Below are 25,776 nucleotides of genomic sequence, written 5' to 3' on the forward strand. Positions count from 1 at the left end.
TGACGATGCTGCGGACGATGATGACCGGCAAGATCCACCGGGCCACGGTGACCCACGCCGATCTCGACTACGTCGGGTCGATCACCCTGGACGCCGACCTGATGGCCGCTGCCGACCTGCTCCCGGGCCAGCAGGTCGACGTCGTGGACATCACGAACGGTGCGAGGCTGACCACCTACGCGATCGCCGGGGAGGCCGGGTCGGGGGTCGTGGGGATCAACGGCGCCGCCGCCCACCTGGTGCACCCGGGGGACCTCGTGATCGTCATCTCCTACGGTGTCCTGACGGACGCCGAGGCGCGCACCTACGCCCCGCACGTGGTCCACGTGGACGCTGCGAACGCGATCGTCGAGATCGGCGGCGACCCGGGGGCGGCGCCCGCGGGGCTCCGGTCGGAGGCGACCGACTGGGCCGCGGGCCCGCGATGAGCACGGTGCGGCTCGCCCGTCGCCTCGCGGCGCCCGAGCCGGGATGGACGACCTCGGCCGACGTGGTCGTGGTCGGCTCGGGCATCGCCGGCCTGACCGCAGCACTGCGGCTGCGCAGCCGCGTGCCCAGGGTGCTGCTGGTGACCAAGGGTGCGCTCGGCTCGGGCTCGACGATGTGGGCGCAGGGGGGGATCGCCGCGGCGCTGCACCCCGAGGACTCCCCGGCGGCGCACCACGCGGACACGCTGGCGGCCGGTGGAGGGCTGTGCGACCCCGCAGCGGTCGACGTGCTCGTCACCGAGGGCCCCGGGCGGGTGCGGGAGATGGTCGCGCAGGGTGCGCGCTTCGACACCGACGCCGACGGGACCCTGGCGCTGACCCGTGAAGGGGGCCACGGGGCGGACAGGATCGTCCACGCGGGGGGTGATGCGACGGGGGCCGAGATCTCCCGGGCGCTGATCGCCCAGCTCGACGCGGTGCGCACCGATCCCGGGATCGAGGTCATCGAGCACGCGTTGGTGCTCGACCTGCTGACCGGCCCGAGCGATGCCGACGGCCGACCCGGGCCGGTGTGCGGGGTCACGCTGCACGTCATCGGCGAGGGCACGCGGGACGGCGTCGGCGCGGTGCTGGGCCGTGCCGTGGTGCTGGCCACCGGAGGCATCGGGCAGGTCTTCCAGTCGTCGACCAACCCCGCGCAGGCCACCGGGGACGGGCTGGCGGCGGCGCTGCGGGCAGGAGCCCTGGTCGGTGACGTCGAGTTCGTGCAGTTCCACCCGACCGTGCTGTGGATGGGTGCCGGGGTCAAGGGGCAGCTGCCGCTGGTCTCGGAGGCGGTGCGGGGGGAGGGGGCGCTGCTGCTCGACACCGACGGCTTCCGCTTCATGCCCGAGGTGCACCCGCTGGCCGAGCTCGCTCCGCGCGACGTCGTCGCGCACGCGATCGTCCGCCGGATGGCTGCCACCGGCTCCGACCACGTCTTCCTGGACGCCCGGCACCTGGGCGGGGACTTCCTGGCGCGACGCTTCCCGACCATCGCCGACCGGCTCGGGGCCGAGGGGATCGACCTCGCGACCGACCTGGTGCCGGTCGCCCCTGCCCAGCACTACCACTCGGGAGGCGTGGTCACCGACCTGCACGGCCGGGCCTCGGTGGACGGCCTGTACGCCGTCGGGGAGGTCGCGTGCACCGGGGTGCACGGGGCCAACCGGCTGGCCTCCAACTCGTTGCTCGAGGGCCTGGTCTTCGCCCACCGGGCCGCGACGCAGGTGGCCGAGCGGGTCACCTCGGGTGACCTCCCTCAGCTCGAGCCGCAGCAGCGCGGGGGTGAGCCGACCCTGGTCGCGGCCACGGTGCGCACCCGGGTGCAGCGGATCGCGCAGAACGGGCCGGGGGTGATCCGCACCGCCGAGGGGCTCGCGGAGGCGGCCCGTGCGCTGGCCGCGGTTCACACCCGGGCGCACGAGGTGCCCGGGGTCGTGGCCGCCCCGCAGACCGCGGAGTGGGAGACCACCAACGTCCACCAGGTCGCCACGGTGCTGACCGCTCTCGCCGCCGAGCGCACCGAGAGCCGGGGAGGGCACTACCGGCAGGACTTCCCCGCCGCGGACGAGGCCTGGCGGTTACGGCTGGTGGCGGGCATCGACCCGGACGGGTCGATGCCGATCACTCACTCGACGGGGTACCCCGCTGCTCGCCAGGCGCCCGTTCCGCCCGCCACGTTGGCCACGTCGTAGCCCTGCTGTCCCAGCCACGCGGTGACCTGCGCCGAGCGTCCACCCGACTCGCAGATGAGGTAGACCTCGCCGGGCAGGCTGGTGACCTCGGTGACGCGGTCGACGAACTGCGTCAGCGGGATGCTGAGCGCCCCGGGGACGTGACCCGCGGCGTACTCGTGGTCCTCGCGGACGTCGATCACGGTGCGGGCGGTCGTCGTCTCGGGGTCCCCGAGCAACCCGTGCAGGGTGGGGGTGTCGATCTCGCGCATCGGTTCTTCCTCAGGTGGTCCGGTCGGTGACGAGGGCCAGGTCGGGACGGGCCGCCCGCAGGGTCAGCATGCCACCGGAGAGGTTCGCGGAGTCGAACCCGGCGTGGTCGAGCACGCGGTGAGCCAGGTAGGAGCGGAACCCGCTCGCGCAGTGGACCCGCACGGGACGGTCCCCGGCGGCGGTCCGCACCTCCTCGAGGCGCTGACGGAGCTCGGTGTGCGGGATGTTCAGGGCCCCCGGCAGGTGGCCACCGGCGTACTCCGCGGGGGAGCGCACGTCGAGCACCAGCATGGTGTCCAGCACCTTCTCGAGGTCCTCGGGGTACCAGAGACGCAGGGAGCCGTCGAGCACGTTCTGCGCGACGAAGCCCGCCATGTTGACCGCGTCCTTGGCCGATCCGTAGGGCGGGGCGTAGGCGAGCTCGAGCTCGGCGACGTCGTCCATGGTGAGCTGCGCGGTCAGCGCGGTGGCGAGGACGTCGATGCGCTTGTCGACGCCTTCACGGCCGACCGCCTGGGCACCCAGCAGCCGTCCGTCGAGTGCGAAGGTGACGGTCAGGTGCACCTGCTCGGCGCCGGGGAAGTACCCGGCGTGGTGGCCGGGGTGCACGTGGACCACGTGGTGGGGGACACCGCTGGTGCGCAGGGTGTGCTGGGAGGCGCCGGTCAGGGCGGCGGTGAGCCCGAAGACCCGCACCACCGCGGTGCCGAGCACCGGCCGCGCGGCACGGGCCGGGTCGAGCCGCCCGAGCAGGGAGTCGGCCGCGCGTCGGCCCTGGCGGTTGGCCGGCCCGGCGAGGGGGACGGGGGCGAGGGTCCCGGTCACGCCGCGGACGGCGGTCGCGTCGCCGACGGCCCAGATGTGGGAGTCGGAGGTGCGCTGGGTCGCGTCGACGACGATCGCGCCCCCGGGGGTGGTCTCGAGCCCGGCCTGTGTCGCCAGGGAGCTGTCGGGCCGGACCCCGACGGACAGCACGACGACGTCGGCCGGCAGACGGGCGCCGTCGGACAGCGCGACCTCGACCGCGTGGTCGGCGCCGGGGGTCGCGACGACCGACTCGGCGGCGACGCCGACGCGGGTCCGTACGCCGTGGGCGTTGAGCTCGTCGTCCACGAGCTGCGCGAGCTCGCTGTCCAGGGGCGGCAGCACGTGCGGGGCGAGGTCCACCAGGTCGACCTCGAGGCCGCGCAGCCGCAGCGCCTCGGCGGCCTCGAGCCCGATGAACCCGGCGCCCAGCACGACAGCGCGCCGCGCACCCTGGTCGACCAGTGCGCGCAGGGTGTCGGTGTCGGGGACGGTCCGCAGGGTGTGGACCTGGGGCAGGTCGAGCCCGGGGACCGGGGGGCGGATCGCGGTCGCACCGGGAGCCAGCACCAGGGCGTCGTAGTCGAGGTCCTGGGTCCCGGCGGCCGAACGGACGGTCACGATGCGTCGGACGGGGTCGATCGAGGTCGCCTCGTGACCGGTGCGCACGTCGAGGTCGAGGGAGGCACGGAGCGACTCGGGGGACTGCAGGAGCAGCGAGGACCGGTCGGTGATCTCCTCGCCCAGGTGGTACGGCAGCCCGCAGTTCGCGAACGACACGTAGGGACCGCGTTCGAGGACGGTGATCTGCGCGTCCTCGTCGAGCCGCCGGGCGCGGGCGGCCGCGCTCATGCCGCCGGCGACTCCGCCGATGATGACGATCTTCATGTGAGTCCTCACGTGTGGCGTGCTGGGTCGGGTTGCTCCGGGCAGAACTATACCCCTGGGGGTATCTATTCCACGCGGGACCTGGGTCCTGGGGCCGTGGCCACCACGACCGTGTCGAGGGCCGGCCGGGTCGCACCCTCCACGGGCCGGTCGGCGACCTGCGCGAGCGTCACGTCCAGGCCCGCCGTGCTGAGCGCGGCGACCACACGGTCCGGGTCGGTCAGCACGGCTGGGTCCTGCGGGCCGCCGACCCCCTCGGCCAGGTTCCGTTCGTCGTGGCCCACCACCACGATGGTCCCGCCCGGCGCGAGCGCGTCCGCAGCGCGCCCGAGCACCGACCGCAGGGCGGGCTCGGGCAGGTGCAGGTACGCGACCACCACGAGGTCGACGCTCGCGGGGGCAGGGGTGTGCGTGGTGAGGTCCGCAGCCGTCCAGCGGACCGTGCCCACCGGTCGGCCGTCAGGGCTGCTGGTCGGCAGCGACGAGGCCTCGGCGCGACCGCGGGCGAGCGCCTCGCGGGAGAAGTCGACGGCCTCGACCTGCCAGCCTCGGGCGGCGAGCCACAGCGCATGGCGGCCGTCCCCCGAGGCGAGGTCCAGCGCGCGCCCGGGAGGCAGGTCCTGGGTGTGCTGTCGCACCCACCTGTTCGGCTGCTTGCCCCAGGGGGCAGCGGCGGCGTAGCGCTCGTCCCAGTCGGCCGTGTCCATCAACGGCTCAGGCGAGCGAGAGGAAGAGCTTCTGGAGCTTGGCGCGGTCGATGCCGGCCGCCTCGTCGCCCAGGGTGATGCACTGCTCGAGGCCCGTGGCGATGATCGCGAACCCTGCCCGGTCCAGCGCCTTGGACGCCGCCGAGAGCTGGGTGACGACGTCGGCGCAGTCGGCGCCCTCCTCGAGCATCCTCAGGACGCCGCCGATCTGTCCCTGGGCTCGGCGCAGCCGGTTCATGACGGCCGTCAGTTCCTCGGGGTCGAGCTGCATCGTGGGCCTCCTCGGGCCGCCGGGGACGGCCGTCTCGTGTGGTGTCGTCATCGGGTCACGACGTCTCCGCCCGCGGCGCGCCAGGCGGCGAGCCCACCGGACAGGCTGGTGGCACGGTATCCCTCTGCGCGCAGCCGTGCTGCGGCGCCACGCGAACGCATGCCCGACGCGCACATCACCACCACGGCACGGTCCTTGGGCAGGCGGCGCGCCTCGGAGTCCAGACGGCCCAGGGGGATGTGCCTGGCCTGCCTCGCGTGCCCTGAGCGCCACTCCCCGGGCTCGCGCACGTCGACCAGCAGGGCGCCGTCGCCGAGGAGGTCCAGCGCGCGGTCGACCCGGACGGTCCGTGGCAGGGCGTCGGGGTCGCGACGCAGGATCCGGTCGAGGAGCGAGGGCATGGGCACGCCTTCCGTCGTGGGGTCCGATCGGTGCTCACTATACCCCCATGGGTATCGGTCCGGCGTGCGGAGGCTCGGCTGGGAGGGCGTCGGGCCCGCGGTGGTCGCGCGCGCGGGACCGGCCGAGCGCTCGGTAGCGTGGCCCCCGTGACCACCGACCTCGCCGGCGTCTGGACCCGGATCATCGCGACCGCCCTCGACGAGGACCTCGGGCCGGCCCCCGGACGTGATGTCACGACCCAGGCGACCATCTCTGCCCTGGCCACCGGGACCGCGCACCTGGTCGCCCGCCAGGACGGCGTGGTCGCCGGGCTCGTGCTGGTCGACGAGGTCCTGACCCAGGTCGCCGGGCGGCTCGGCCAGGGCGCCGTCGCGGTCGAGCAGGTCGTCGCAGACGGCGCCGTCGTCCAGGCCCACGACGTCCTGGCCGTCCTCACCGGCCCGGTGCAGGTGCTGCTCGTGGCCGAGCGGACCCTGCTCAACCTGACCAGCCGGGCCTCGGGTGTCGCGACCCACACCCGACGCTGGGCCGATGCGCTGGCCGGTACCGGGGCGAGCGTGCTGGACACCCGCAAGACCACGCCCGGCCTGCGGGCGCTCGAGAAGTACGCGGTGCGCTGCGGCGGCGGGACCAACAAGCGGATGGGCCTGTACGACGTCGCGATGGTCAAGGACAACCACGTGGTCGCGGCCGGGTCGGTCGCACGAGCGGTGGCCGCGGTGCACGAGCACTTCCCCGACGTCGAGGTCCAGGTCGAGGCCGACACCCCCGAGCAGGCCATGGAGGCGCTCGACGCGGGCGCCCGTTTCCTGCTGCTGGACAACATGACCACGCCGGTCCTGACCGAGGTCGTGGCGGCGGTCCGCGCCCGGGAGGTCGAGACCGGGCACGTCGAGCTCGAGGCCACCGGCAACCTCACCCTCGACCGTGCGGCCGAGGTCGCGGCGACCGGTGTCGACCACCTCTCGGTGGGCGGTCTCACCCACTCGTCGCCGATCCTGGACCTGGCGCTCGATCTCGTGGCGAGCGACCTCGCGACCTCGCCGCCTCGGTAAACTCGCGCGGTGACCCGACCCGCACCGCAGGACCCCAGCACCACCACCGGCGCCGCCACCGCCCCGGGCGACCTCGACGTCCCCGAGCAGATCCGCGTCCGTCACGCCAAGCGCGAGAGGATGCTCGCCGAGGGCCGGCAGGCCTACCCCGTCTCGGTCCCGGTGACCCGCACGATCGAGCAGGTCCGGTCCGAGCATGGCGGGCTCGAGGCCGGGGAGGAGACCGACGTCGTCGTCGGCGTCGCCGGCCGGGTGGTCTTCCTGCGCAACACCGGCAAGCTCTGCTTCGTGACCGTGCAGGACGGCGCGGGGCTCCGTCTCCAGGTGATGCTCAGCCAGGCCGTGGTCGGCGAGGAGTCGTTGGCGACGTTCAAGACCGACGTCGACCTGGGCGACCACCTGTTCGCCCGGGGGACGGTCATCAGCTCACGACGCGGGGAGCTCAGCGTCTTCGCCGACGACTGGCAGATCGCCGCCAAGGCCCTGCGTCCGCTGCCGGTGCTGCACAAGGAGCTCTCCGAGGAGGCCCGCGTGAGGCAGCGGTACGTCGACCTCATCGTGCGCCCGGCGGCTCGCGACACCGCCCGGCTGCGCGCGGCCGTGGTGCGGTCGCTGCGGGAGAACTTCCACCGGCGCGGGTACCTCGAGGTGGAGACCCCCATGCTGCAGACGCAGCCCGGCGGGGCGACGGCGCGGCCCTTCACCACGCAGATGAACGCCTACGACCTCGAGCTGTACCTGCGGATCGCCCCCGAGCTGTTCCTCAAGCGTGCCGTGGTGGGCGGTATCGAGCGGGTGTTCGAGATCAACCGCAGCTTCCGCAACGAGGGCGCCGACTCCACGCACTCCCCGGAGTTCGCGACGCTCGAGGCCTACGAGGCCTACGGCGACTACGACACGATGGCCGCCCTCACGCAGGACCTGGTCCAGACCGCCGCGCGGGACGCGCTGGGCACCACGCTGGTCACCCTCGCCGACGGCACCGAGTACGACCTCGGGGGCACGTGGGCCTCGCTCAGCCTCTACGGGTCGCTGTCGCAGGCCCTCGGCGAGGAGATCACCCCGCAGACGTCGGTCGACCGACTCCTGGCGCTCACCGAGCAGTTCGACCTGCAGATCGATCGCGCCCGGATGAATCATGGAAAGCTCGTCGAAGAGCTCTGGGAGCACCACGTGGGTGACCACCTGCACGCCCCCACGTTCGTCCGGGACTTCCCCGTGGACACGAGCCCGCTCACCCGCGACCACCGGACCATCCCGGGCGCTGTCGAGAAGTGGGACCTGTACATCCGGGGCATCGAGACCGCGACCGCCTACTCCGAGCTCGTCGACCCGGTGGTCCAACGCGAACGTTTCGAGGCGCAGGCGCGACTGGCCGCCGCCGGTGACGACGAGGCGATGCCGCTCGACGAGGACTTCCTGGTGGCCATGGAGCACGCGATGCCACCGGCCGGTGGCATGGGGATGGGGATCGACCGGCTGCTCATGGCGCTCACCGGCCTGAACATCCGCGAGACGATCCTGTTCCCTCTGGTCAAGCCGACCACCCCCGGGGCCGGCGCGTAGGATCGGCGCCATGAGCACCGTCCTGCACGCAGTCGGCGCACTGATCCCCTCGATCGGTGTCGGTCTGCTGTTCTGGCTGGCCATGCGATCGGTGATCCAGGCCGACCGGCGCGAGCGCATCGCCATGGCGCAGCTCGATGCCGCAGAGCGCAAGGAATCCCACGCGGCCGATGCGGAGTAGCTGACGCGAGCAATTCACATCCCGGAATGCCTGCGCGCGCTTTCCGTGAGGCGGGGGTACGCTTTGTCCGTCAATGATCGGCGACTCGCGGAAGAAGGCATTACATGGCTCAGAAGGTTCAGGTCGTCCTGGTGGACGACCTTGATGGTGGCTCCGCCGACGAGACGGTTTCTTTCGCTCTCGACGGTGTTACCTACGAGATCGACCTGAACACGGCCAACGCCGCACAGCTGCGTGAGTCCTTCGCCTCGTGGGTCGGGCACGCGCGTCGCGTGGGTGGCCGTTCTCGCACCGGGACCCGCCGTACGTCGGGGACCGGGCGCGCCTCGAGCGGCGACTCGACCGCGATCCGTGAGTGGGCCCGGCAGAACGGCTTCACGGTGAGCGACCGTGGCCGCATCCCGGCCAACGTCAAGGCCGCGTACGACGCACGCTGAGCGACTGCCCGCGGCCTCCGTGCCGCGACCGTCGGACGGCCCGCCTGCTTCCCGGAGCAGGCGGGCCGTCCTACGTCGTGGGCAGGGCTCAGGCGCCCGGGTGGACGGCGGTCATCTCGCGGACCGCCGCGTACTGCTCACGCACCGCGTGGGCCTCGGACCCTGCCTCGACGGGGTACACCTGCGTCCCGGCCAGGTCCCACGCAGGTGGACCGTCGACCGGCTGGGTGCTCGCGGCCAGCACCCAGGCGGCCTGACGTGCCGCACCGTCGGCCACGTACTCGCCGGGGCTGGGCACGGTGACCTCGATCCCCAGCACCGACGGGGCGATCTGCCGGACCGCGGCCGACTGCGCGCCGCCACCGATGAGCTGGACGCGGTCGACCGGGACACCTTGGGCGCGCAGCGCGTCGAGCCCGTCGGCCAGAGCGCAGAGCATCCCCTCGACGGCTGCCCGGGCGAGGTGCGCCGGGGTGGTGTTGGCCAGCCGCATCCCGTGCAGCGCACCGGTCGCGTCGGGCCGGTTGGGGGTCCGCTCGCCCTCGAGGTAGGGGACCAGCACGAGACCGTCAGCCCCCGCTGGCGCTGACAGGGCCAGGTCGCTGAGCCCCGCGTGGTCGACGCCGAGCATGCGGGCCGCGGCGTCGAGCACCCGGGAGGCGTTGAGGGTGCAGGCCAGGGGCAGGAACGCCCCGGTGGCGTCGGCGAATCCGGTGACCAGGCCGGACGGGTCGGCCGTGGGAGCGGCGGCGATCGCCGAGACCACGCCCGAGGTCCCGATCGAGACCGCGACGTCCCCGGGCCGCATGCCCAGCCCGAGAGCGGCGGCGGCGTTGTCGCCCGCGCCCGGCCCCAGCAGCAGGGGGTTGCCCTCACGGGTGAGGGTGTGGGCGACGTCGGCCGGTCCGAGCACCCGGGGGAGCACGGCGTCGTGCCCCAGGGCGAGGGTCAGCAGGTCGCGTCGGTAGTCACCGGTGAACGGCGACCAGTAGCCGGTGCCCGAGGCGTCGGACCGGTCGGTGGTGAGCTGGTCGAGGCTGTCGGTACCCGGGCCGTGACCGGCCAGTCGCCAGGTCAGCCAGTCGTGGGGCAGGGCGACAGCGGCGACCCGTGCGGCGTTCTGCGGCTCGGCGTCGCGCAGCCATCGGAGCTTGGTGACGGTCAGCGAGGCGACCGGGACGGAGCCGATGGCCTGGGCCCAGACCGTGGGTCCGTCGTGCTGGTCGGGGGTGTCCTCCGCGCTGGATCCGCCCAGCTCGGCGATCAGGTCGGTGGCCGCCTGGGCCGAGCGGGTGTCGTTCCACAGCAGTGCGGGGCGGATGACGGCCCCGTCGGCGTCCAGCGCGACCATGCCGTGCTGCTGGCCCCCGACGGCGACGGCGGCGACGTCGTCGAGCCCACCGGCCTGGGCGATGGCCTGCTGCAGGGCGTCCCACCAGTGGGCGGGGTCGATCTCGGTGCCCTCGGGGTGCGGTGCGCGACCGCTGCGGACCAGGGCGCCGGTGTCGGCGTCGCGGATCACGACCTTGCAGGACTGCGTGGACGAGTCCACGCCGGCGACGAGCGCCATGGTGACTTCCTCTCGTGCGCCGTCACCGACCGACGGCCACGGTGGGTCGTCGGTCGGTGACGGGCGGTGCGTCGGTGCGGTGGGTCAGCGGGCGCCGATGGCGTGCTCGAGGGCCAGCTGGTTGAGCCGGACGAAGTGGAAGCCGCGCGCGGCGACCTCGTCGATGTCGAGCTCCTCGTAGGAGGTCGGGTCGTCGAGCAGGTCCTGGAGGGTCTCGCCCTCGGCCAGTGTCGGCTGGGCGAGCTCGAAGACCTTGCTGGCCTCGAGGGCCTCGGTGACCTCGGGGTCGGCGCGGAAGGCCAGCGCCCGCTCCTTGAGCAGCAGGTAGGTGCTCATGTTGGCCGCGGCCGAGTCCCAGACCCCGGTCATGTCCTCGGTGCGCGAGGGCTTGTAGTCGAAGTGGCGGGGGCCGTCGTAGCGCGGGCCGCCGCTCGGGAAGCCGTTCTCGACGAGGTCGACGGTCGCGAAGGCCGAGAACAGGTCGCCGTGGCCGAAGACCAGGTCCTGGTCGTACTTGATGGACCGCTGGCCGTTGAGGTCGATGTGGAAGAGCTTGTCCGACCACAGCGCCTGGGCGATGCCGCTGGTGTAGTTGAGTCCGGCCATCTGCTCGTGGCCGGTCTCGGGGTTGAGCCCGACGATGTCGCCGTGCTCGAGCTGGGCGATGAAGCCGAGCGCGTGCCCGACGGTGGGCAGCAGGATGTCACCGCGCGGCTCGTTGGGCTTGGGCTCGATCGCGATGCGCAGGGAGTAGCCCTTGTCCTTGATGTAGGCGGCGACGGTGTCGATGCCCTCGGCGTAGCGGTCGTGCGCGGCCTTGAGGTCCTTCGCGGAGTCGTACTCGGCGCCTTCGCGGCCGCCCCACATGACGAAGGTGTCGGCGCCGAGCTCGGCGGCGAGGTCGACGTTGCGGACGACCTTGCGCAGCCCGTAGCGGCGGACCTGGCGGTCGTTGGAGGTGAAAGCCCCGTCCTTGAAGATCGGGTGGCTGAAGGTGTTGGTGGTGACCATCTCGACGGTGATGCCGGTCTCGGCCAGGGCGCCCTTGAACCGGGCCAGGATGCGGTCGCGGTCGGCGGCGTTCGAGCCGAACGGGACGACGTCGTCGTCGTGGAAGGTGACGTGCGCGGCGCCGAGCTCGGCGAGCCGGTGCACCGACTCGACCGGGTCGAGCCAGGGCCGGCTCGCGTCACCGAACTGGTCGCGGGCCTCCCATCCGACGGTCCACAGACCGAAGGAGAACTTGTCGGCAGGGGTGGGCTTCGGGGACATGGCGATCTCTCCTCGTCGAGATTTGTTGTTCGAATGAACTTATGCGCTCCCGCGGGTAGGGTCAAGCCATGGAGCAGCGCCACCGCGCGGGGGACCGGCCCGCGAGCCCCACGGGAGCACTCTCCCGCGGGCCGGCCGGCTCTGCACGGGGGACCGGCGGTGGCAGGCGTGTCGACAGCGCCGCGCGGCAGCAGAGCCTGCGCCAGCACAACCTGGGCCTGGTGCTGCGGGAGGTCCTCGACGCACCGACCCCCGTCTCGCGTGCGGACATCGCGACCACCACGGGCCTGACCCGCGCGACGGTCTCGGCCCTGGTCGACCGGCTGCTCGCCGCGGGCATGGTCTCCGAGCTCGAGCCGGTGGCCTCGCAGAAGGCCGGACGCCCCGCGGTCCCGCTCGCTCCCGCGCGCGGGACGATCGCCGCGGTCGGCATGGAGGTCAACGTCGACTACCTGGGTGTGCGGGCGGTGGACCTCGCGGGCAGGGTGATCAGCGAGCGGGTCGAGCTCGGCGACTTCCGGGGCAGCGACCCGGCCGTCGTGCTGGACCGGCTCTCGACCCTCGCCGGCGGCGTGGTCGCACTGCTCTCCGCCGACGGCGTCACCCTGGTCGGGACGGCCCTGGCGCTGCCGGGGCTGGTCGACCGTGTCACGGGACCGCTGCGGGTGGCTCCCAACCTGGGCTGGCGCGACCTGGACGTCGTCGGCCTGATCACCCGCCACCCGGTGCTCGCGGGCGTGCCGCCGCGACTGGCCAACGAGGCGAACCTCGCGGCACGCGCCGAGGCGCACGTGCGGCGACGGTCGGGGCCGAGCAGCTTCGTGTACGTCTCGGGCGAGGTCGGGATCGGCGGCGCGATCGTGCTGGACGGCCGGATCTTCGGTGGCCGCCACGGCTGGAGCGGCGAGATCGGACACACGGTCCTGGGCACCGCCGGTGCGTTCGACGAGGGCGGGACGCTCGAGCGCTACGCAGGCCAGGACGCGCTGCTCGACGGGGCCGGCCTGGACCGGGCGACCCCGGTGTCCCGGCTGGCCGAGGTCGCGGAGACAGGCGACGCCGCGGCCCTCGCGGCGCTGCGGCACGGGGGATCGGCCCTGGGGGCGGCCCTGGCCAACGTGGTCAACATCGTCGACGTCGAGCACGTCGTGCTCGGTGGGATCTACGCCCAGCTCGCGCCGTACCTGCGGGACGCAGTGCTCGAGCAGCTGGACCGCCGGGTGATCTCCTCGCCCTGGTCGAGCGTCGAGCTGAGCGTGGCGGAGGCGGGCCAGTACCCGGCGATGACCGGCGGCGCCCTGGCCGTGCTGCAGGCCGTGGTCGACGACCCTGGTGTCCTGGTCGAGGGCGAGCACCGCGTCGTCGGCTGACGTCCGGACGTGGTGCGTGGCCGTGCGAAGGTCGACTGCTTTCCGGGATCACCGCGGGACCTCTCGAAGATCCACGGCCTCGTGGGTCCCGGCGCAGGTAAATATGGTCACTGGATCAACAAATTGCCGGGCCGCCCGGGCCCGTCGATGACATCACCACGCGGCGCGCCGGGACCCGCTGACGGCTGCCGGGTCCGGCTGACGCTGCGGCGGACGCCGGCGCTCGGTAACGTGCCCGCTCATGGTCATCGGAGTCTGGATCGGCACCTACCCACCGGCCGGCGCCGGCACCCCGCCGGGGCAGGGCGAGGGGGTCTGGCGCGGGGAGCTCGACCTGACGGCCGGCACGCTCACGGTGGCGCAGGTGGCGCAGGTGCCCGCGGCCTCGTTCCTGGCGGTGCACCCCGGCGGCCGGGTGCTCTACGCGGTCGGCGAGACGACGTCGGGCACCGTGAGCGTGCTGGACGTGACGCCCGACGGCGGGGTGCGGCCGCGCGACCGGGTCGGCTCGGGCGGTGCGGACCCGTGCCACCTGCTGCTGGCCCCGGACGCGCGCACCCTGTACGTCGCGAACTACTCGAGCGGGACGGTGGGCGTCCTCCCGCTCGAGCCCGACGGCGGCTTCACGGCCGAGGTCCGGGCTGCCGGGGCGCCGACGCAGGTGCTCGCCCACGAGGGCTCGGGCCCCGACCGGGAGCGCCAGGAGGGGCCGCACGCGCACTCCACGCTGATCACCCCCGACGGGGCGCACCTGCTGGTGGTGGACCTCGGCACCGACACGCTGTGGCGGTACCGGCGGGCCGGCGACGGCTCGCTGGTCGCCGACGGGACGGCCGCCGTGCTGCCGGCGGGGACCGGACCGCGTCACGCGACCTTCGCCGCGGACGGCGGCCACCTCTACCTGACCGGTGAGCTGTCCGCGACCGTCCACGTGCTGGCCTGGGACGCGACGCAGGCCTCGGGCCGGGTCGTCCAGTCGCTGTCGGTGGGGCGCTCGGGCCCTCCCGACGCCCGACCTCCGGACGGGCAGCGGGACTACCCCGCGCACCTCGCGCTCACCGGCGACCGGCTCGTGGTCTCGGTGCGGGGGTCCGACCGGGTGCACCACCTCGACGTCGTCGACGGGCTGCTGCGGCCCGCCGGGGACGTCGCGGCCGGCCGGTGGCCGCGGCATCTCGCGGTCCTGGAGAGCGCCGGCACGGTGCTCGTGGCGGCCGAACGGGGGCACGAGCTCGTGCCGGTGGGCACCGCGGGGACGCCCCACGCCGTCCCGCTGCCCTCGCCGGCGTGCGTCGTGGCCGCCGTCCCGATCATGACCGGGTGAGCTCGGTGCGCCGGGAGGCGCACCGTGCGGGAGAATGGGCCCTTCGACCCGTCCCACACCCCCGGCGATCTCAGGAGGAGCCCGTGACCCACGAGCACCCCCGTATCGCGATGCTCTCGGTGCACACCTCGCCGCTGGACCAGCCGGGAACCGGGGACGCCGGCGGCATGAACGTCTACGTGGTCGAGCTCGCCACCGCGCTCGCCGCGCACGGTGCGCAGGTCGAGATCTTCACCCGGTCCACCAGCTCGACGCAGCCCGACACCGTCCCCCTGACCGACGGAGTGCTCGTGCGGCACGTCCCCGCCGGTCCGTTCGAGGGCCTGGACAAGAACGACCTGCCCGGACAGCTCTGCGCCTTCACCGCCGGTGTCCTGCGGACCGAGGCCGGACGCGCCCCGGGGTGGTACGACGTCGTCCACTCCCACTACTGGCTCTCGGGGCAGGTCGGCTGGCTCGCGGCGGACCGCTGGGACGTCCCGCTGGTGCACACGATGCACACCCTGGCCAAGGTCAAGAACGCCGCCCTGGCCCCCGGCGACAGCCCCGAGCCGGAGGGCCGGGTGATCGGCGAGGAGCAGGTCGTCGGCGCGTCGGACGCCCTGGTGGCGAGCACCGCGGAGGAGGCGGCCGACCTCGTCGAGCTCTACGACGCCGACCCCGACGCCGTGCACGTCGTGGCACCGGGTGTCGACCTGGAGCGGTTCGGCCCGGCCGACGGCCGCTCGGCCGCCCGCGCCGGCCTGGGACTGCCGCAGGACGAGCAGATCGTGCTCTTCGCGGGTCGGGTGCAGCCGCTCAAGGCTCCTGACGTGCTGGTGCATGCCCTGGGGGAGATCGCCGCGAGCGGCGGACCCGTTCCTCTGCTGGTCGTCCTGGGCGGGCCGAGCGGCCGGCCCGGTGCCGTGACCGAGCTCGCCGACCTGGCCGTGCGGCTGGGTGTCGCCGACCATGTCCGGCTGCTCCCCCCGGTCGACCGCGACGAGCTCGCCCGCTGGTACCGGGCCGCCGACGTCGTGGCCGTCCCCTCGCGCAGCGAGTCCTACGGGCTGGTCGCCGCGGAGGCGCAGGCCTGCGGGACGCCGGTGCTGGCCGCGGCGGTCGGCGGCCTGCGCAGCGTGGTGCAGGACGGTGTCTCGGGCGAGCTGGTGCGTGGCCACGACCCGCGCAGCTGGGCCCGGGCGATCTCGGGGCTGCTGGCCGACCCGGCCCGCCGCGGCCGGCTCTCGGCCGGGGCGCTGCGCAACGCCGAGCACCTCGGGTGGGAGGCGGCGGCCGAGGCGGTGGTCAAGGTCTACCAGCTCGCGCAGGACCGCCGCGGCACCCGGGAGTCCTCGCCGACCCGCGCCGTCGGCGGGTCGAGCCCGTGGCCCGCCTGGCCGCTCGCGCGGACCTGACCGAGTCCCCGCGGCCGTCGGCGGGGCGTCGTCTCGCGGCCCGGAGGTCCTGGGGACGGTCGGGGAGCGATGCGGCAGGATGGGTGCCATGACCTACACCCTTGTGCTGCTCCGCCACGGCGAGAGCGAGTGGAACGCGAAGAACCTGTTCACCGGCTGGGTGGACGTCCCGCTCTCGGAGAAGGGCATCGAGGAGGCGAAGCGCGGCGGCACCCTGCTGACCGACGCCGGCGTCCTCCCGGACGTCGTGCACACCTCGCTGCTGCGCCGCGCCATCACCACGGCCAACCTGTCCCTCGACGCCGCCGACCGGCACTGGATCCCGGTCAAGCGCAGCTGGCGGCTCAACGAGCGTCACTACGGTGCGCTCCAGGGCAAGGACAAGAAGCAGACCCTCGCGGAGTTCGGCGAGGACCAGTTCATGCTGTGGCGCCGCTCCTACGACACCCCGCCGCCGCAGATCGAGCTCGGCGCGGAGTACTCCCAGGACGCCGACCCGCGGTACGCCGGCGAGCCGGTCGTGCGGACCGAGTGCCTCAAGGACGTGCTGGAGCGCACGCTGCCCTACTGGGAGAGCGACGTCGTCCCCGACCTCCAGGCCGGCAAGACGGTGCTCGTCGCCGCGCACGGGAACTCCATCCGCGCGATCGTCAAGTACCTCGACGACATCGACGACGAGACCATCGCGGGGATCAACATCCCCACGGGCATCCCGCTGCTCTACGAGCTGGACGAGGAGACCCTGAAGCCCGTCACCAAGGGCGGGCAGTACCTCGACCCCGAGGCCGCCGCCGAGGCGATCAAGGCGGTCGCGAACCAGGGTCGCTGACCCTCGCACGACGCACCGACGGCCCGTCACCCCAGGGGTGGCGGGCCGTCGTCGTGCTGTCGGGCAGCTACCCGGGCCGTCAGATGTCGAGGCCGCGCTCGTCCGCGAAGTCACCGGTGACCAGGTAGACCACCCGGCGGGCGACCGAGACGCCGTGGTCGCCGAAACGCTCGTAGTAGCGGCCCAGGAGGGTGACGTCCACGATCTGCTGCGCGCTGAGGTCCAGCGAGCCCCCCAGCGTGGCCGAGAAGGTGTCGGCGTGCAGCCGGTCGAGCAGGTCGTCGTCGTGCTCGATCTTCTCGGCCAGGTTCAGGTCCCTCGAGCCGAGCACCGTGGTGACCCGCTCGGAGACCCGGACCGCACCCTCGTGCATCTGACGGAAGGTCCCCTCGAGCCCCTCGGGCACGGCCGAGGCCGGGTAGCGCAGGCGTGCGACGGCGGCGACGTGGCGGGCCAGGTCGCCCATCCGCTCGAGGGAGGAGCTCATCCGCAGCGCTGAGACGACGATGCGCAGGTCACGCGCGACGGGCTGCTGCTGGGCCAGCAGGGCCACGCACCGTTCGTCGAGGTCGCGCTCGATCGCGTCGATGGTGTGGTCGTCGGCGATGACGTTCTCGGCGAGCCCCAGGTCGGAGGTGAGCAGGGCCGTGCCCGCGGAGGCGATCGCCGACTCGACCAGTCGGCTCATCGCAGCCAGGTCCTCCCCGAGCGCGGTGAGCTCGGCGGTGAAGATGTCTCGCATCAGTTCCCTCTCGTCGTCGGCCGACCCACGCTCGCAGTGCGAGGTGAACGGTTCACCACCCCCGGGTGAACAATCTCCGGCCTCCACCCGGCACTTCGCGCGGTGGAGACCTGGGCGTGCTGAGTCGAACGTACCCTGACCTCGTGATGGTCGACGGAACCACGGTGCTCGTGGTCGGTGCGCTGTGCCTGCTGGTCGGCGTCGCCCTCGGGCTGCTGGTGCGACGCGGGCGGCGACCGGTGCTGCCACCCCCGACCGAGCCCGCGCCCGACCTGGACCCCGGGACCGCGGCGGTGCTGGAGGTGCTGCGATCGGCCGTGGTGGTGGTCGACACCGAGGGCAGGGTGGTCCGGGCGAGCGGTGCAGCCCACGCCTTCGGCCTGGTCCGCGACGACCGTGTGGTGCACGGCCCGGTGCGCCGGCTGCTGGCCGAGGTGAGCGCCGACGGAGAGATCCGCGACACCGAGATCGAGCTGCCGCGCGGTCCGGTGGGCACCGGGACGGTCACGCTGCAGGTCCGGGTCGCACCGCTGGGCACGAGCCACCAGCTGCTGCTCGCGGACGACCGCACCGAGGCGCGTCGGGTCGAGGCGATCCGGCGGGACTTCGTGGTGAACGTCTCGCACGAGCTCAAGACCCCAGTGGGGGCGCTCTCGTTGCTCGCCGAGACCGTCGAGGAGGCGGCCGACGACCCCGAGGCGGTCCGCCGGTTCGCGCGGCGCATCCAGACCGAGGCGACGCGCCTGTCGGCGCTGGTCCACGAGATCCTCGAGCTGTCCCGCCTCCAGGTCAGCGACGCCCTGGGGGCCGCAGCGCCGGTCGACGTGGGCGCGGTGCTGGCCGAGGCGGTCGACCGTGCCCGCACCCCGGCGGTGAGCCGCCACATCGAGATCGACGTCGGCCCGGTCCCCGACGCCGCGGTCTTCGGGGACCACGACCTGCTGGTCACCGCGGTCCGCAACCTGCTGGACAACGCGGTCGCGTACTCCGACGAAGGCACCCGGGTGGCCGTGGCGACCACGCTGCGCCCCGCGGCCGGGCTGCTCGAGATCGCGGTGGTCGACCAGGGCATCGGCATCCCGCTCGAGGAGCAGCCCCGGCTGTTCGAGCGCTTCTACCGGGTGGACCCGGCCCGTTCCCGCGACACCGGCGGCACCGGGCTGGGACTGAGCATCGTCAAGCACGTCGCGGCCGACCACGGCGGGGACGTGGGGGTGTGGTCGCAGCCCGGGCGTGGCTCGACCTTCACCATCCGGCTCCCGCTGGCCGGACGTCACCGCACCGCCCCCGTACCCGTGGAGGCCACCGAGCCCGCCGAGGCCGCCGAGCCCGCGGAGACCACCGCCCCCACGGCGACCAGCGTCTCCGCTGTAGCCTCCACACCGCACCGACCTGCCGCACCTGCTGAAGGAGCCGACCGATGACCCGCATCCTCCTTGTCGAGGACGAGGAGTCCTACCGCGACCCGTTGTCCTACCTGCTGCGCAAGGAGGGCTACGACGTGGCGGTCGCGGCGACCGGGCCCGAGGCCGTCGCACGGTACGACCAGGGTGGTGCCGACCTGGTGCTGCTCGACCTCATGCTGCCGGGGCTCAGCGGGACCGAGGTCTGCCGTGAGCTGCGACGGCGCGGCAACGTCCCGGTGATCATGCTCACCGCCAAGGACGGCGAGATCGACAAGGTGGTGGGTCTGGAGCTGGGGGCCGACGACTACGTGACCAAGCCGTACTCCTCGCGTGAGCTGATCGCCCGGATCCGGGCGGTGCTGCGCCGCCGGGGTGAGAGCGTCGAGCTGACCCCCGAGGACGGCCTGCTCGAGGTCGGGGGTCTGCGCCTCGACGTCGACCGGCACACCGTCGAGGTCGACGGCGTCGCCACGGCCTTCCCGCTCAAGGAGTTCGAGCTGCTCGAGCTGCTGCTGCGCAACCCGGGCCGGGTGCTGACCCGGGGCCAGCTGATCGACCGGGTGTGGGGCTCGGACTACGTCGGCGACACCAAGACCCTGGACGTCCACGTCAAGCGGATCCGCGCCAAGATCGAGGCCGACCCGGCGGTGCCGGTGCGTCTGCTGACCATCCGGGGGCTGGGCTACAAGCTCGCCGACATCGAGGAGTGAGGCGGGTACCGGTGCGGGCACCCGGTTCGTCCCCTCAGATCGACGCCTGCCGAACCCCTGGGCGCAAGGCCGTGTTCACCTTCCCTTTGCTTTGACCGTCTTGTCTTGGTCTGCCGGTGACCCCACCGGCGCGCGGAGCCCTGTTCCGCGAACTTGACCGAAAGGACTGCGACGTGTCTGTGCGTCCCACAACTCTTGCCCGTGCCTCGGTGCTCGCCATCGCGGCACTGGCGCTGGCTGCCTGCGGCGGCGGCGAGACCGCCGACTCCCCCAACGACGCCGCGACCGGGGCCGACACTGCCGCTGACGAGGGCAACGACGGGCTCTCCGGCCAGATCGCCATCGACGGCTCCTCGACCGTGACCCCCCTGGTCGAGCCCGCGGCCGAGCTGTTCATGAACGAGAACTCCGGCGTGCGCGTCTCGGTGGCGACCTCGGGCACCGGCGGTGGCTTCGAGAAGTTCTGCAACGGCGAGATCGACATCGCGATGGCCTCGCGCCCGATCAAGGACGAGGAGATCGAGGCGTGCGCCGACGCCGGGATCGAGTACGACGAGGTCAACGTCGCGAACGACGGTCTCGCGGTCGTGGTGAACCCCGAGAACGACTGGGCCACCTGCCTCTCGGTCGACGAGCTCTCGGCCGCGTGGACCCGCGACTCCGCGGTCTCGACGTGGTCCGAGATCAACGCCGAGTTCCCCGACGAGGAGCTCGAGTTCTACGGCCCGGGCAGCGACTCGGGCACCTTCGACTTCTTCACCGAGGAGGTCAACGGTGAGGGCGGCGTCATCCGGACCGACTACAACAACATCGGTGAGGACGACAACGCCGCGATCATCGGCGTCTCGGGCACCCTCGGGGCGATGGCCTTCATCCCGCTCTCCTACGTCGTCGAGGCCGGCGACCAGGTCAAGACGGTCGAGATCGAGAACGAGGCCGGCGAGTGCGTCGCGCCGACCGAGGAGACCGTCATGGCCGGTGACTACAACCCGCTGGGCCGCCAGCTCTACGTCTACCCGTCGGCCGAGGCGCTCACCCGTCCCGAGACGGTCGCGTTCCTCGAGTTCTTCATCGACAACGGTGACGAGATCGCCGAGGCCGCGACGATGATCCCGCTGACGCAGGAGCAGAAGGACGAGTCCCTCGCCAAGGTCGCCGAGCTCGCGGGTCGCTGACCCGACCTGAGCTGACCGCACGACCACCGTACGAGGACCGAGAGGGCTCATGAGCGCCACACTGATGACCGACCGCCCCACCGAGTCGGAACGGATCGACCTGAGCGCGAGCAGTCCGCGCCGGGGTGAGAAGGTCATCATCGGGTGGCTGTTCCTGTGCGCAGCCTTCTCGGTCCTCGTGACGGTGGGGATCGTCTTCGCCCTGGCCGGGCCGACCATCGAGTTCTTCCGTCAGGTCTCGCCCGGCCAGTTCTTCTCGACCGACGACTGGGCGCCCAGCTTCACCCCGCCCGAGTTCGGGGTGCTGCGGATCGTCAGCGGCACCCTGAACGTGACCTTCTACGCCCTGCTGATCGCCCTGCCCTGCGGACTGGGCGCGGCGATCTACCTCAGCGAGTACGCCGGGCCCCGGGCACGGAAGATCCTCAAGCCGATCCTCGAGGTGCTCGAGGGGGTGCCGACGGTCGCCTACGGCTTCTTCGCGCTGACCTTCATCACCCCGCTGCTGCGCGAGTACTGGCCGACCTTCCTCCCCGGCAGCCTCGGTGACCCCCCCGGGGTGTTCTCGGCGGCCTCGGCCGGCCTCGTCATGGGCATCATGATCATCCCGACGGTCGCCTCGGTCTCGCAGGACGCCATGAGTGCGGTCCCCCGAGGGTTGCGCGAGGCGGCCTACGGCATCGGCAGCACCCGCATGCAGGTCGCGACCCGGGTGGTGGTCCCGGCGGCCCTCTCGGGCATCGTGGCCTCCTTCATCCTCGGGATCTCCCGAGCCGTCGGCGAGACGATGATCGTCCTGATCGCCGCGGGCGCGACGCCCAACCTGACCCTGCTGCCCAACGAGTCCGTCCAGACGATGACGGCCTTCATCGGTCAGGCCTCGACCGGCGACATCGCCGTCGGCACGATCACCTACTACACGGTCTTCGCCGTCGGCTCGCTGCTCTTCGTCAGCACCCTGATCCTCAACACCATCAGCATCGCCCTGGTGCGGCGCTACCGGGAGACCTACGAATGAGAACCGCCCGACGCAACACGGTGGCCGTCGACGCGGCCCGCCAGGTCACCCTCAGCCAGCTCGACGGCAGCGGGCGTGGGGGCAAGTGGAAGGGGAAGGTGTTCAGCGCCGTCCTGGTCGCGTGCATCGTCATCGCCGTGGCCACCCTGGCCGCCGTGCTGCTGCACTCCTTCGTCAAGGGTTTCCCGCGCATCGACCTGAACCTGATCCGCAACATGCCCTCCTCCCTCGACCGCACGACGTCGGGCATGCAGTCCGCGATCTTCGGGACCATCTACGTCATGGTCGGCGTGGCCGTGACCGTGGTCCCGCTCGGCGTGAGCGCGGCGATCTACCTCGAGGAGTTCGCCGACAAGAACCGCTGGTACGTGCGGTTCATCGAGCTGAACATCCAGAACCTCGCGGCGGTCCCCTCGATCGTCTTCGGCATCCTCGGGCTGGCGTTCATCGCGCGCGGGCCGCTGAGCCTGGGCTTCGTCGCCTACGCGGGCTCGCTGACCCTGTCCCTGCTGGTGCTCCCCACCATCATCCTCACCACGCGTGAGGCGATCCGAGCCGTGCCGAGCTCGATCCGCCAGGCCTCGATGGCCCTCGGCGCGACCCAGTGGCGCACCATCTGGAAGCAGGTGCTGCCGTCCTCGGTGCCCGGCATCGCGACCGGCACGATCCTGTCGCTCTCGAGGGCGATCGGCGAGACCGCCCCGCTGCTGCTGGTCGGCGCGACCGTCTTCGTGACGTACAACCCCGACGGCTTCTTCTCGGGGGCCTTCACGACCCTGCCCACCCAGATCTTCAGCTGGGCCACCCGGCCCCAGGACGAGTTCCGCATCCTTGCGGCCGCCGGGATCATCGTCCTGATGGCCGTGCTGCTCGCGATGAACTCCTTCGCGATCTGGATCCGCAACAAGTTCACGACGGAGTGGTGACCACCATGACCCGCCCAGACCTCACCACCCCGACATCCCCTGGAGCGCACGTGACGACGACACCGCACCCGAAGGCCACGCCGCACCCCCAGGCCGCCCGGCGATCCGTCGCTCCTCCCACCGGGGTGTCCGTCATGGAGACCGTCGGCCTGAACGTCTACTACGGCGGTTTCCACGCCGTGCACGACGTCGACCTGGGGTTCGAGCGGAACGAGATCACCGCGCTGATCGGTCCGTCCGGCTGTGGCAAGAGCACGGTGCTGCGCTGCCTGAACCGGATGAACGACCTCATCCCGGCCGCCCGCGTGAAGGGGCAGGTCAAGTACCACGGCCAGGACGTCTACGCCGCGAGCGTCGACCCGATCGAGGTCCGTCGGCGCATCGGCATGGTCTTCCAGAAGCCCAACCCGTTCCCCAAGTCGATCTACGACAACGTGGCCTACGGCCCCCGCGTGATCGGCATGAAGGTGCCGGACATGGACGACCACGTCGAGCAGTGCCTGCGACGCGCGGCCCTGTGGGACGAGGTCAAGGACAAGCTCAAGGAGTCGGGCTACAGCCTCTCCGGTGGTCAGCAGCAGCGCCTGTGCATCGCCCGAGCGATCGCGACGCAGCCTGACGTGATCCTCATGGACGAGCCCTGCTCGGCCCTCGACCCGATCGCGACAGGGGCGATCGAGGACCTCATGATCCAGCTCCGTGAGGAGTACACGATCATCATCGTGACCCACAACATGCAGCAGGCCGCCCGGGTCTCGGACCGGACCGCCTTCTTCACCGCGCGGCCCGACGAGACGACCGGAAACCGGACCGGGCTGCTCGTGGAGTACGGGCTGACCTCGCAGATCTTCGAGAACCCCAGCGACCAGCGCACCGAGGACTACATCTCGGGCCGCTTCGGCTGACCAGCACACCGACCGTCGCCGTCCGCCCACCAGGGAGCCGCCGCCCAGCAACCGCACGCACCACCGTGGAGCAGCCGCCGCGCCAGATGGCCGTCGGCTGTTCACCGTGCGTTCACCTTCCGCTCAGGTAGCGTCCGTATCATCGCCGCGGCGCTGATCCGGTCCGCAGGCAACGAGTCTGCTCAGACGCGCCAGGACGGACGACAGTGACACCCCACCGACGCCTGCGGACGGCCGCCATCCTGGTCGCTGCGATCGCCCTCTCCGGCTGCGGATCCGACGACCCGCTCGGTCACCCGTGGCGACCTGGTGGTCCCGGTGAGCCGGTCGAGAACCTCTACGACGGTCCCGTCCTGCGCGGCCAGCTCGAGGGAGCGGGGTCGAGCGCCCAGGAGTCGGCGATGCAGGCCTGGATCGCAGGCTTCCAGAACATCCACGCCGCCGCCTCGGTGGCTTACGACCCGGTCGGGTCGGGCGGTGGCCGCACCCAGTTCCTCGAGGGCGGCATCCAGTTCGGCGGGAGCGACGCCGCCCTGAACCACGACGAGCTCGACCGTGCGGCGCAGCAGTGCGGGGAGGCCGGTCTCGCCGAGCTCCCGCTCTACATCTCGCCGATCGCGGTGATCTTCAACCTCGACGGGATCAGCGAGCTCCAGCTCACCCCGGCGACCGTCGCGCGGATCTTCGACCGCCAGGTCACCCGCTGGGACGACCCGGAGATCGCCGCCGACAACCCCGGCGTCGACCTTCCCGACCTGCTCATCACCCCGGTGGCGCGGTCGGACGAGTCCGGCACCACGGAGAACTTCTCCGAGTACCTGGCCGATGCGGCAGGCGAGGCATGGCCCTACCCGGCCAGCGGCGACTGGCCGGTCACGGGCGGGCAGTCGGCGCAGGGCAACTCGGGTGTCGTGCAGACCGTCACCGACGGGCGGGGGACCGTCGGCTACGCGGACGCCTCCAAGGCCGGGGCGCTGGGCACCGTCAAGGTCAAGGTCGGCGACGACTTCGTCGGCTACTCCCCGGAGGCCGCTGCGGCGATCGTGGCGATCTCGCCTCGGGAGGAGGGCCGGCCCGAGGGGAGCCTGGTCGTCGAGCTCGACCGCGAGACCACCGAGGCGGGCACCTACCCGATCGTGCTGATCTCCTACACGCTCGCCTGCCGGCAGTACGCCGACCCCGACGAGGCCGCCCTCGTGCGGGCCTTCCTGAGCTATGTTGCCGGGGAGGAAGGCCAGCAGGTCTCGGCCCTCACCGCCGGCTCGGCCCCGATCTCGGACGCCCTGCGCGCCGAGGTCCAAGCCGTGATCGACGGCATCGCCTGACCCGACCTGGCGCCGCGGCCCGAGCCGGTCGCCGCCAGGTACTGCCGGACCCGTCCCCACCATCCCGGAGCACACGTGAGCATCGCCCGTCAGGCCGGAGCACCGGCGTCGCCGCCTCCTGCCCCCGGTCCGTCGCGCCCAGTCCGTCGCGTCCGGCACGGTCTGGGCGGCCGGGTCTTCGCCGGCCTGGCGACCAGCGCCGGGGCGACCATCCTGGTGATCCTGGCCGCGGTCGCGGTGTTCCTGGTGATCCGCGCCTGGCCGGCTCTGACCTCCTCACCCGAGGAGCTCGCGGACGGGGTCAGCTGGTTCCCCGAGGGCACGACCCTCGCGGGGTTCGTCGGCCCGCTGATCTTCGGCACGTTGCTCGCGGCGCTCCTGGCACTGCTCCTGGCCGTGCCCGTGGCGATCGGGATCGCCCTGTTCATCTCGCACTACGCACCACGACGGCTCGCCTCGCCGCTGGGCTACGTGATCGACCTCCTGGCGGCGATCCCCAGCGTCGTCTACGGCCTGTGGGGTGCGACCTGGCTCGCCCCGCGGCTCTTCCCGCTGTGGGACTGGCTGGGTCGGAACCTGGGCTTCGTCCCGTTCTTCGAGGGTCCAGCCTCGAGCCCGCCGCGCGTGGTGATGACCGTGGGCGTGGTCCTGGCGGTGATGATCCTGCCGATCATCACCGCGGTGACCCGCGAGGTCTTCCTGCAGACCCCCCGGCTGCACGAGGAGGCCGCGCTCGCCCTGGGGGCCACCCGCTGGGAGATGGTCCGGATGGCCGTGCTGCCCTTCGGGCGCTCGGGTGTGATCAGCGCCTCGATGCTCGGCCTGGGCCGGGCGCTCGGCGAGACGATGGCGGTGCTGATGATCCTGGGGCCCGGGTTCACCTACTCCCTGGCGCTGCTGCAGGTCGGCCGGCACCAGACGATCGCCGCGAACATCGCCAACCAGTTCCCCGAGGCGAACCCGCTGGGTGTGAGCACGCTGATCGCGACCGGCCTGGTGCTCTTCGTGATCACCCTGGCGGTCAACATGGGTGCCCGCTGGGTCATCTCCCGCCGTGCCGAGTTCTCCGGAGCCAACTGA

26 protein-coding genes are annotated in these 25,776 nt (G+C 72.5%); 18 read left to right on the top strand and 8 right to left on the bottom strand.

Annotated features, from left to right (window positions below):
- Nucleotides 1-5: 5 nt before the first annotated feature.
- Nucleotides 6-428 carry an aspartate 1-decarboxylase gene (gene panD, locus M1R94_RS10625; protein ID WP_249381767.1) on the top strand — a complete coding sequence of 141 codons (423 nt, stop codon included), beginning with the start codon at nt 6-8 and terminating at the stop codon, nt 426-428.
- Nucleotides 425-2,164 (top strand): L-aspartate oxidase, encoded by a 1,740-nt coding sequence (locus tag M1R94_RS10630; protein WP_249381665.1) that lies wholly within the window; start codon nt 425-427, stop codon nt 2,162-2,164. Before panD ends, M1R94_RS10630 begins: the two co-directional genes overlap by 4 nt.
- Here the strand turns inward: M1R94_RS10630 and M1R94_RS10635 are convergent.
- The 5 genes from M1R94_RS10635 to M1R94_RS10655 form a co-directional block, all read right to left on the bottom strand.
- Nucleotides 2,098-2,415 (bottom strand): rhodanese-like domain-containing protein, encoded by a 318-nt coding sequence (locus M1R94_RS10635; RefSeq protein ID WP_249381666.1) that lies wholly within the window; start codon nt 2,413-2,415, stop codon nt 2,098-2,100. The two genes, M1R94_RS10630 and M1R94_RS10635, sit on opposite strands and share 67 nt — an antisense overlap.
- A 10-nt stretch (nt 2,416-2,425) precedes the next feature.
- The gene (locus M1R94_RS10640; RefSeq protein ID WP_249381667.1) at nt 2,426-4,108 is read right to left on the bottom strand and encodes an FAD-dependent oxidoreductase; all 1,683 of its coding nucleotides are present in this window, start codon (nt 4,106-4,108) and stop codon (nt 2,426-2,428) included.
- Between the two features lie 65 nt (nt 4,109-4,173).
- On the bottom strand, nt 4,174-4,815 hold the full coding sequence (locus M1R94_RS10645; RefSeq protein WP_249381668.1) for a class I SAM-dependent methyltransferase: 642 nt from the start codon (nt 4,813-4,815) through the stop codon (nt 4,174-4,176).
- A 7-nt stretch (nt 4,816-4,822) separates the two neighbouring features.
- On the bottom strand, nt 4,823-5,086 hold the full coding sequence (locus M1R94_RS10650; RefSeq protein ID WP_249381669.1) for a metal-sensitive transcriptional regulator: 264 nt from the start codon (nt 5,084-5,086) through the stop codon (nt 4,823-4,825).
- Between the two features lie 47 nt (nt 5,087-5,133).
- Complete coding sequence (locus M1R94_RS10655; RefSeq protein WP_249381670.1) at nt 5,134-5,487, bottom strand: rhodanese-like domain-containing protein; 354 nt, start codon at nt 5,485-5,487, stop codon at nt 5,134-5,136.
- 147 nt (nt 5,488-5,634) lie between these two features.
- On the opposite strand from M1R94_RS10655, the gene nadC reads away from it, so the two are divergent.
- The 4 genes from nadC to M1R94_RS10675 all read left to right on the top strand — a co-directional run bounded on the left by nadC (nt 5,635) and on the right by M1R94_RS10675 (nt 8,727).
- The gene (nadC, locus tag M1R94_RS10660) at nt 5,635-6,543 is read left to right on the top strand and encodes a carboxylating nicotinate-nucleotide diphosphorylase (RefSeq protein ID WP_249381671.1); all 909 of its coding nucleotides are present in this window, start codon (nt 5,635-5,637) and stop codon (nt 6,541-6,543) included.
- Nucleotides 6,544-6,663: 120 nt separating this feature from the next.
- Nucleotides 6,664-8,109, top strand: a complete 1,446-nt coding sequence (gene lysS / locus M1R94_RS10665; protein WP_249381768.1) for a lysine--tRNA ligase — start codon at nt 6,664-6,666, stop codon at nt 8,107-8,109.
- Between the two features lie 10 nt (nt 8,110-8,119).
- Complete coding sequence (locus M1R94_RS10670) at nt 8,120-8,290, top strand: hypothetical protein (protein ID WP_249381672.1); 171 nt, start codon at nt 8,120-8,122, stop codon at nt 8,288-8,290.
- A gap of 104 nt (nt 8,291-8,394) precedes the next feature.
- On the top strand, nt 8,395-8,727 hold the full coding sequence (locus M1R94_RS10675) for a histone-like nucleoid-structuring protein Lsr2 (protein ID WP_249381673.1): 333 nt from the start codon (nt 8,395-8,397) through the stop codon (nt 8,725-8,727).
- An 88-nt stretch (nt 8,728-8,815) separates the two neighbouring features.
- Here M1R94_RS10675 and xylB read toward each other — a convergent pair whose 3' ends face one another.
- Both xylB and xylA read right to left on the bottom strand, forming a co-directional pair.
- Entirely contained in the window at nt 8,816-10,297 is a 1,482-nt protein-coding gene (gene xylB / locus M1R94_RS10680; protein ID WP_249381674.1) for a xylulokinase, read from the bottom strand.
- Nucleotides 10,298-10,381: 84 nt separating this feature from the next.
- Complete coding sequence (gene xylA / locus M1R94_RS10685) at nt 10,382-11,569, bottom strand: xylose isomerase (RefSeq protein ID WP_249381675.1); 1,188 nt, start codon at nt 11,567-11,569, stop codon at nt 10,382-10,384.
- Between the two features lie 68 nt (nt 11,570-11,637).
- Between xylA and M1R94_RS10690 the strand changes: the two genes are divergently transcribed.
- The 4 genes from M1R94_RS10690 to M1R94_RS10705 all read left to right on the top strand — a co-directional run bounded on the left by M1R94_RS10690 (nt 11,638) and on the right by M1R94_RS10705 (nt 16,489).
- A complete protein-coding gene (locus M1R94_RS10690) occupies nt 11,638-12,939 on the top strand; it encodes an ROK family transcriptional regulator (RefSeq protein WP_249381676.1) in 1,302 nt (433 codons plus the stop codon).
- 241 nt (nt 12,940-13,180) lie between these two features.
- A complete protein-coding gene (locus tag M1R94_RS10695) occupies nt 13,181-14,263 on the top strand; it encodes a lactonase family protein (protein ID WP_249381677.1) in 1,083 nt (360 codons plus the stop codon).
- A gap of 83 nt (nt 14,264-14,346) precedes the next feature.
- Nucleotides 14,347-15,660: a D-inositol-3-phosphate glycosyltransferase gene (gene mshA, locus M1R94_RS10700; protein WP_249381678.1), complete on the top strand. Its 1,314-nt coding sequence runs from the start codon at nt 14,347-14,349 to the stop codon at nt 15,658-15,660.
- Nucleotides 15,661-15,748: 88 nt separating this feature from the next.
- Entirely contained in the window at nt 15,749-16,489 is a 741-nt protein-coding gene (locus M1R94_RS10705; protein WP_249381679.1) for a phosphoglyceromutase, read from the top strand.
- Between the two features lie 79 nt (nt 16,490-16,568).
- Here M1R94_RS10705 and phoU read toward each other — a convergent pair whose 3' ends face one another.
- Nucleotides 16,569-17,231 (bottom strand): phosphate signaling complex protein PhoU, encoded by a 663-nt coding sequence (gene phoU / locus M1R94_RS10710; RefSeq protein ID WP_249381680.1) that lies wholly within the window; start codon nt 17,229-17,231, stop codon nt 16,569-16,571.
- A 146-nt stretch (nt 17,232-17,377) separates the two neighbouring features.
- On the opposite strand from phoU, the gene M1R94_RS10715 reads away from it, so the two are divergent.
- The 8 genes from M1R94_RS10715 (at nt 17,378) to pstC (M1R94_RS10750) (ending at nt 25,776) form a co-directional block, all read left to right on the top strand.
- Complete coding sequence (locus M1R94_RS10715) at nt 17,378-18,655, top strand: sensor histidine kinase (protein WP_249381769.1); 1,278 nt, start codon at nt 17,378-17,380, stop codon at nt 18,653-18,655.
- Nucleotides 18,652-19,347 carry a response regulator transcription factor gene (locus M1R94_RS10720; protein WP_249381681.1) on the top strand — a complete coding sequence of 232 codons (696 nt, stop codon included), beginning with the start codon at nt 18,652-18,654 and terminating at the stop codon, nt 19,345-19,347. The genes M1R94_RS10715 and M1R94_RS10720 overlap by 4 nt, the downstream gene beginning before the upstream one ends.
- Before the next feature lie 173 nt (nt 19,348-19,520).
- Nucleotides 19,521-20,522, top strand: a complete 1,002-nt coding sequence (locus tag M1R94_RS10725; RefSeq protein WP_249381682.1) for a PstS family phosphate ABC transporter substrate-binding protein — start codon at nt 19,521-19,523, stop codon at nt 20,520-20,522.
- A gap of 49 nt (nt 20,523-20,571) precedes the next feature.
- Nucleotides 20,572-21,540, top strand: coding sequence for a phosphate ABC transporter permease subunit PstC (gene pstC, locus M1R94_RS10730; protein WP_249381683.1), 969 nt, complete (start codon nt 20,572-20,574; stop codon nt 21,538-21,540).
- The gene (gene pstA, locus M1R94_RS10735; protein ID WP_249381684.1) at nt 21,537-22,466 is read left to right on the top strand and encodes a phosphate ABC transporter permease PstA; all 930 of its coding nucleotides are present in this window, start codon (nt 21,537-21,539) and stop codon (nt 22,464-22,466) included. Before pstC (M1R94_RS10730) ends, pstA begins: the two co-directional genes overlap by 4 nt.
- Before the next feature lie 134 nt (nt 22,467-22,600).
- Nucleotides 22,601-23,371, top strand: a complete 771-nt coding sequence (pstB, locus tag M1R94_RS10740; protein ID WP_249381770.1) for a phosphate ABC transporter ATP-binding protein PstB — start codon at nt 22,601-22,603, stop codon at nt 23,369-23,371.
- A 206-nt stretch (nt 23,372-23,577) separates the two neighbouring features.
- Nucleotides 23,578-24,696 (top strand): phosphate ABC transporter substrate-binding protein PstS, encoded by a 1,119-nt coding sequence (locus tag M1R94_RS10745; RefSeq protein ID WP_249381685.1) that lies wholly within the window; start codon nt 23,578-23,580, stop codon nt 24,694-24,696.
- Nucleotides 24,697-24,777: 81 nt separating this feature from the next.
- Nucleotides 24,778-25,776 (top strand): phosphate ABC transporter permease subunit PstC, encoded by a 999-nt coding sequence (gene pstC, locus M1R94_RS10750; protein WP_374109460.1) that lies wholly within the window; start codon nt 24,778-24,780, stop codon nt 25,774-25,776.

This window comes from Actinotalea alkalitolerans (genome assembly GCF_023369855.1).
GTDB lineage: Bacteria > Actinomycetota > Actinomycetes > Actinomycetales > Cellulomonadaceae > Actinotalea.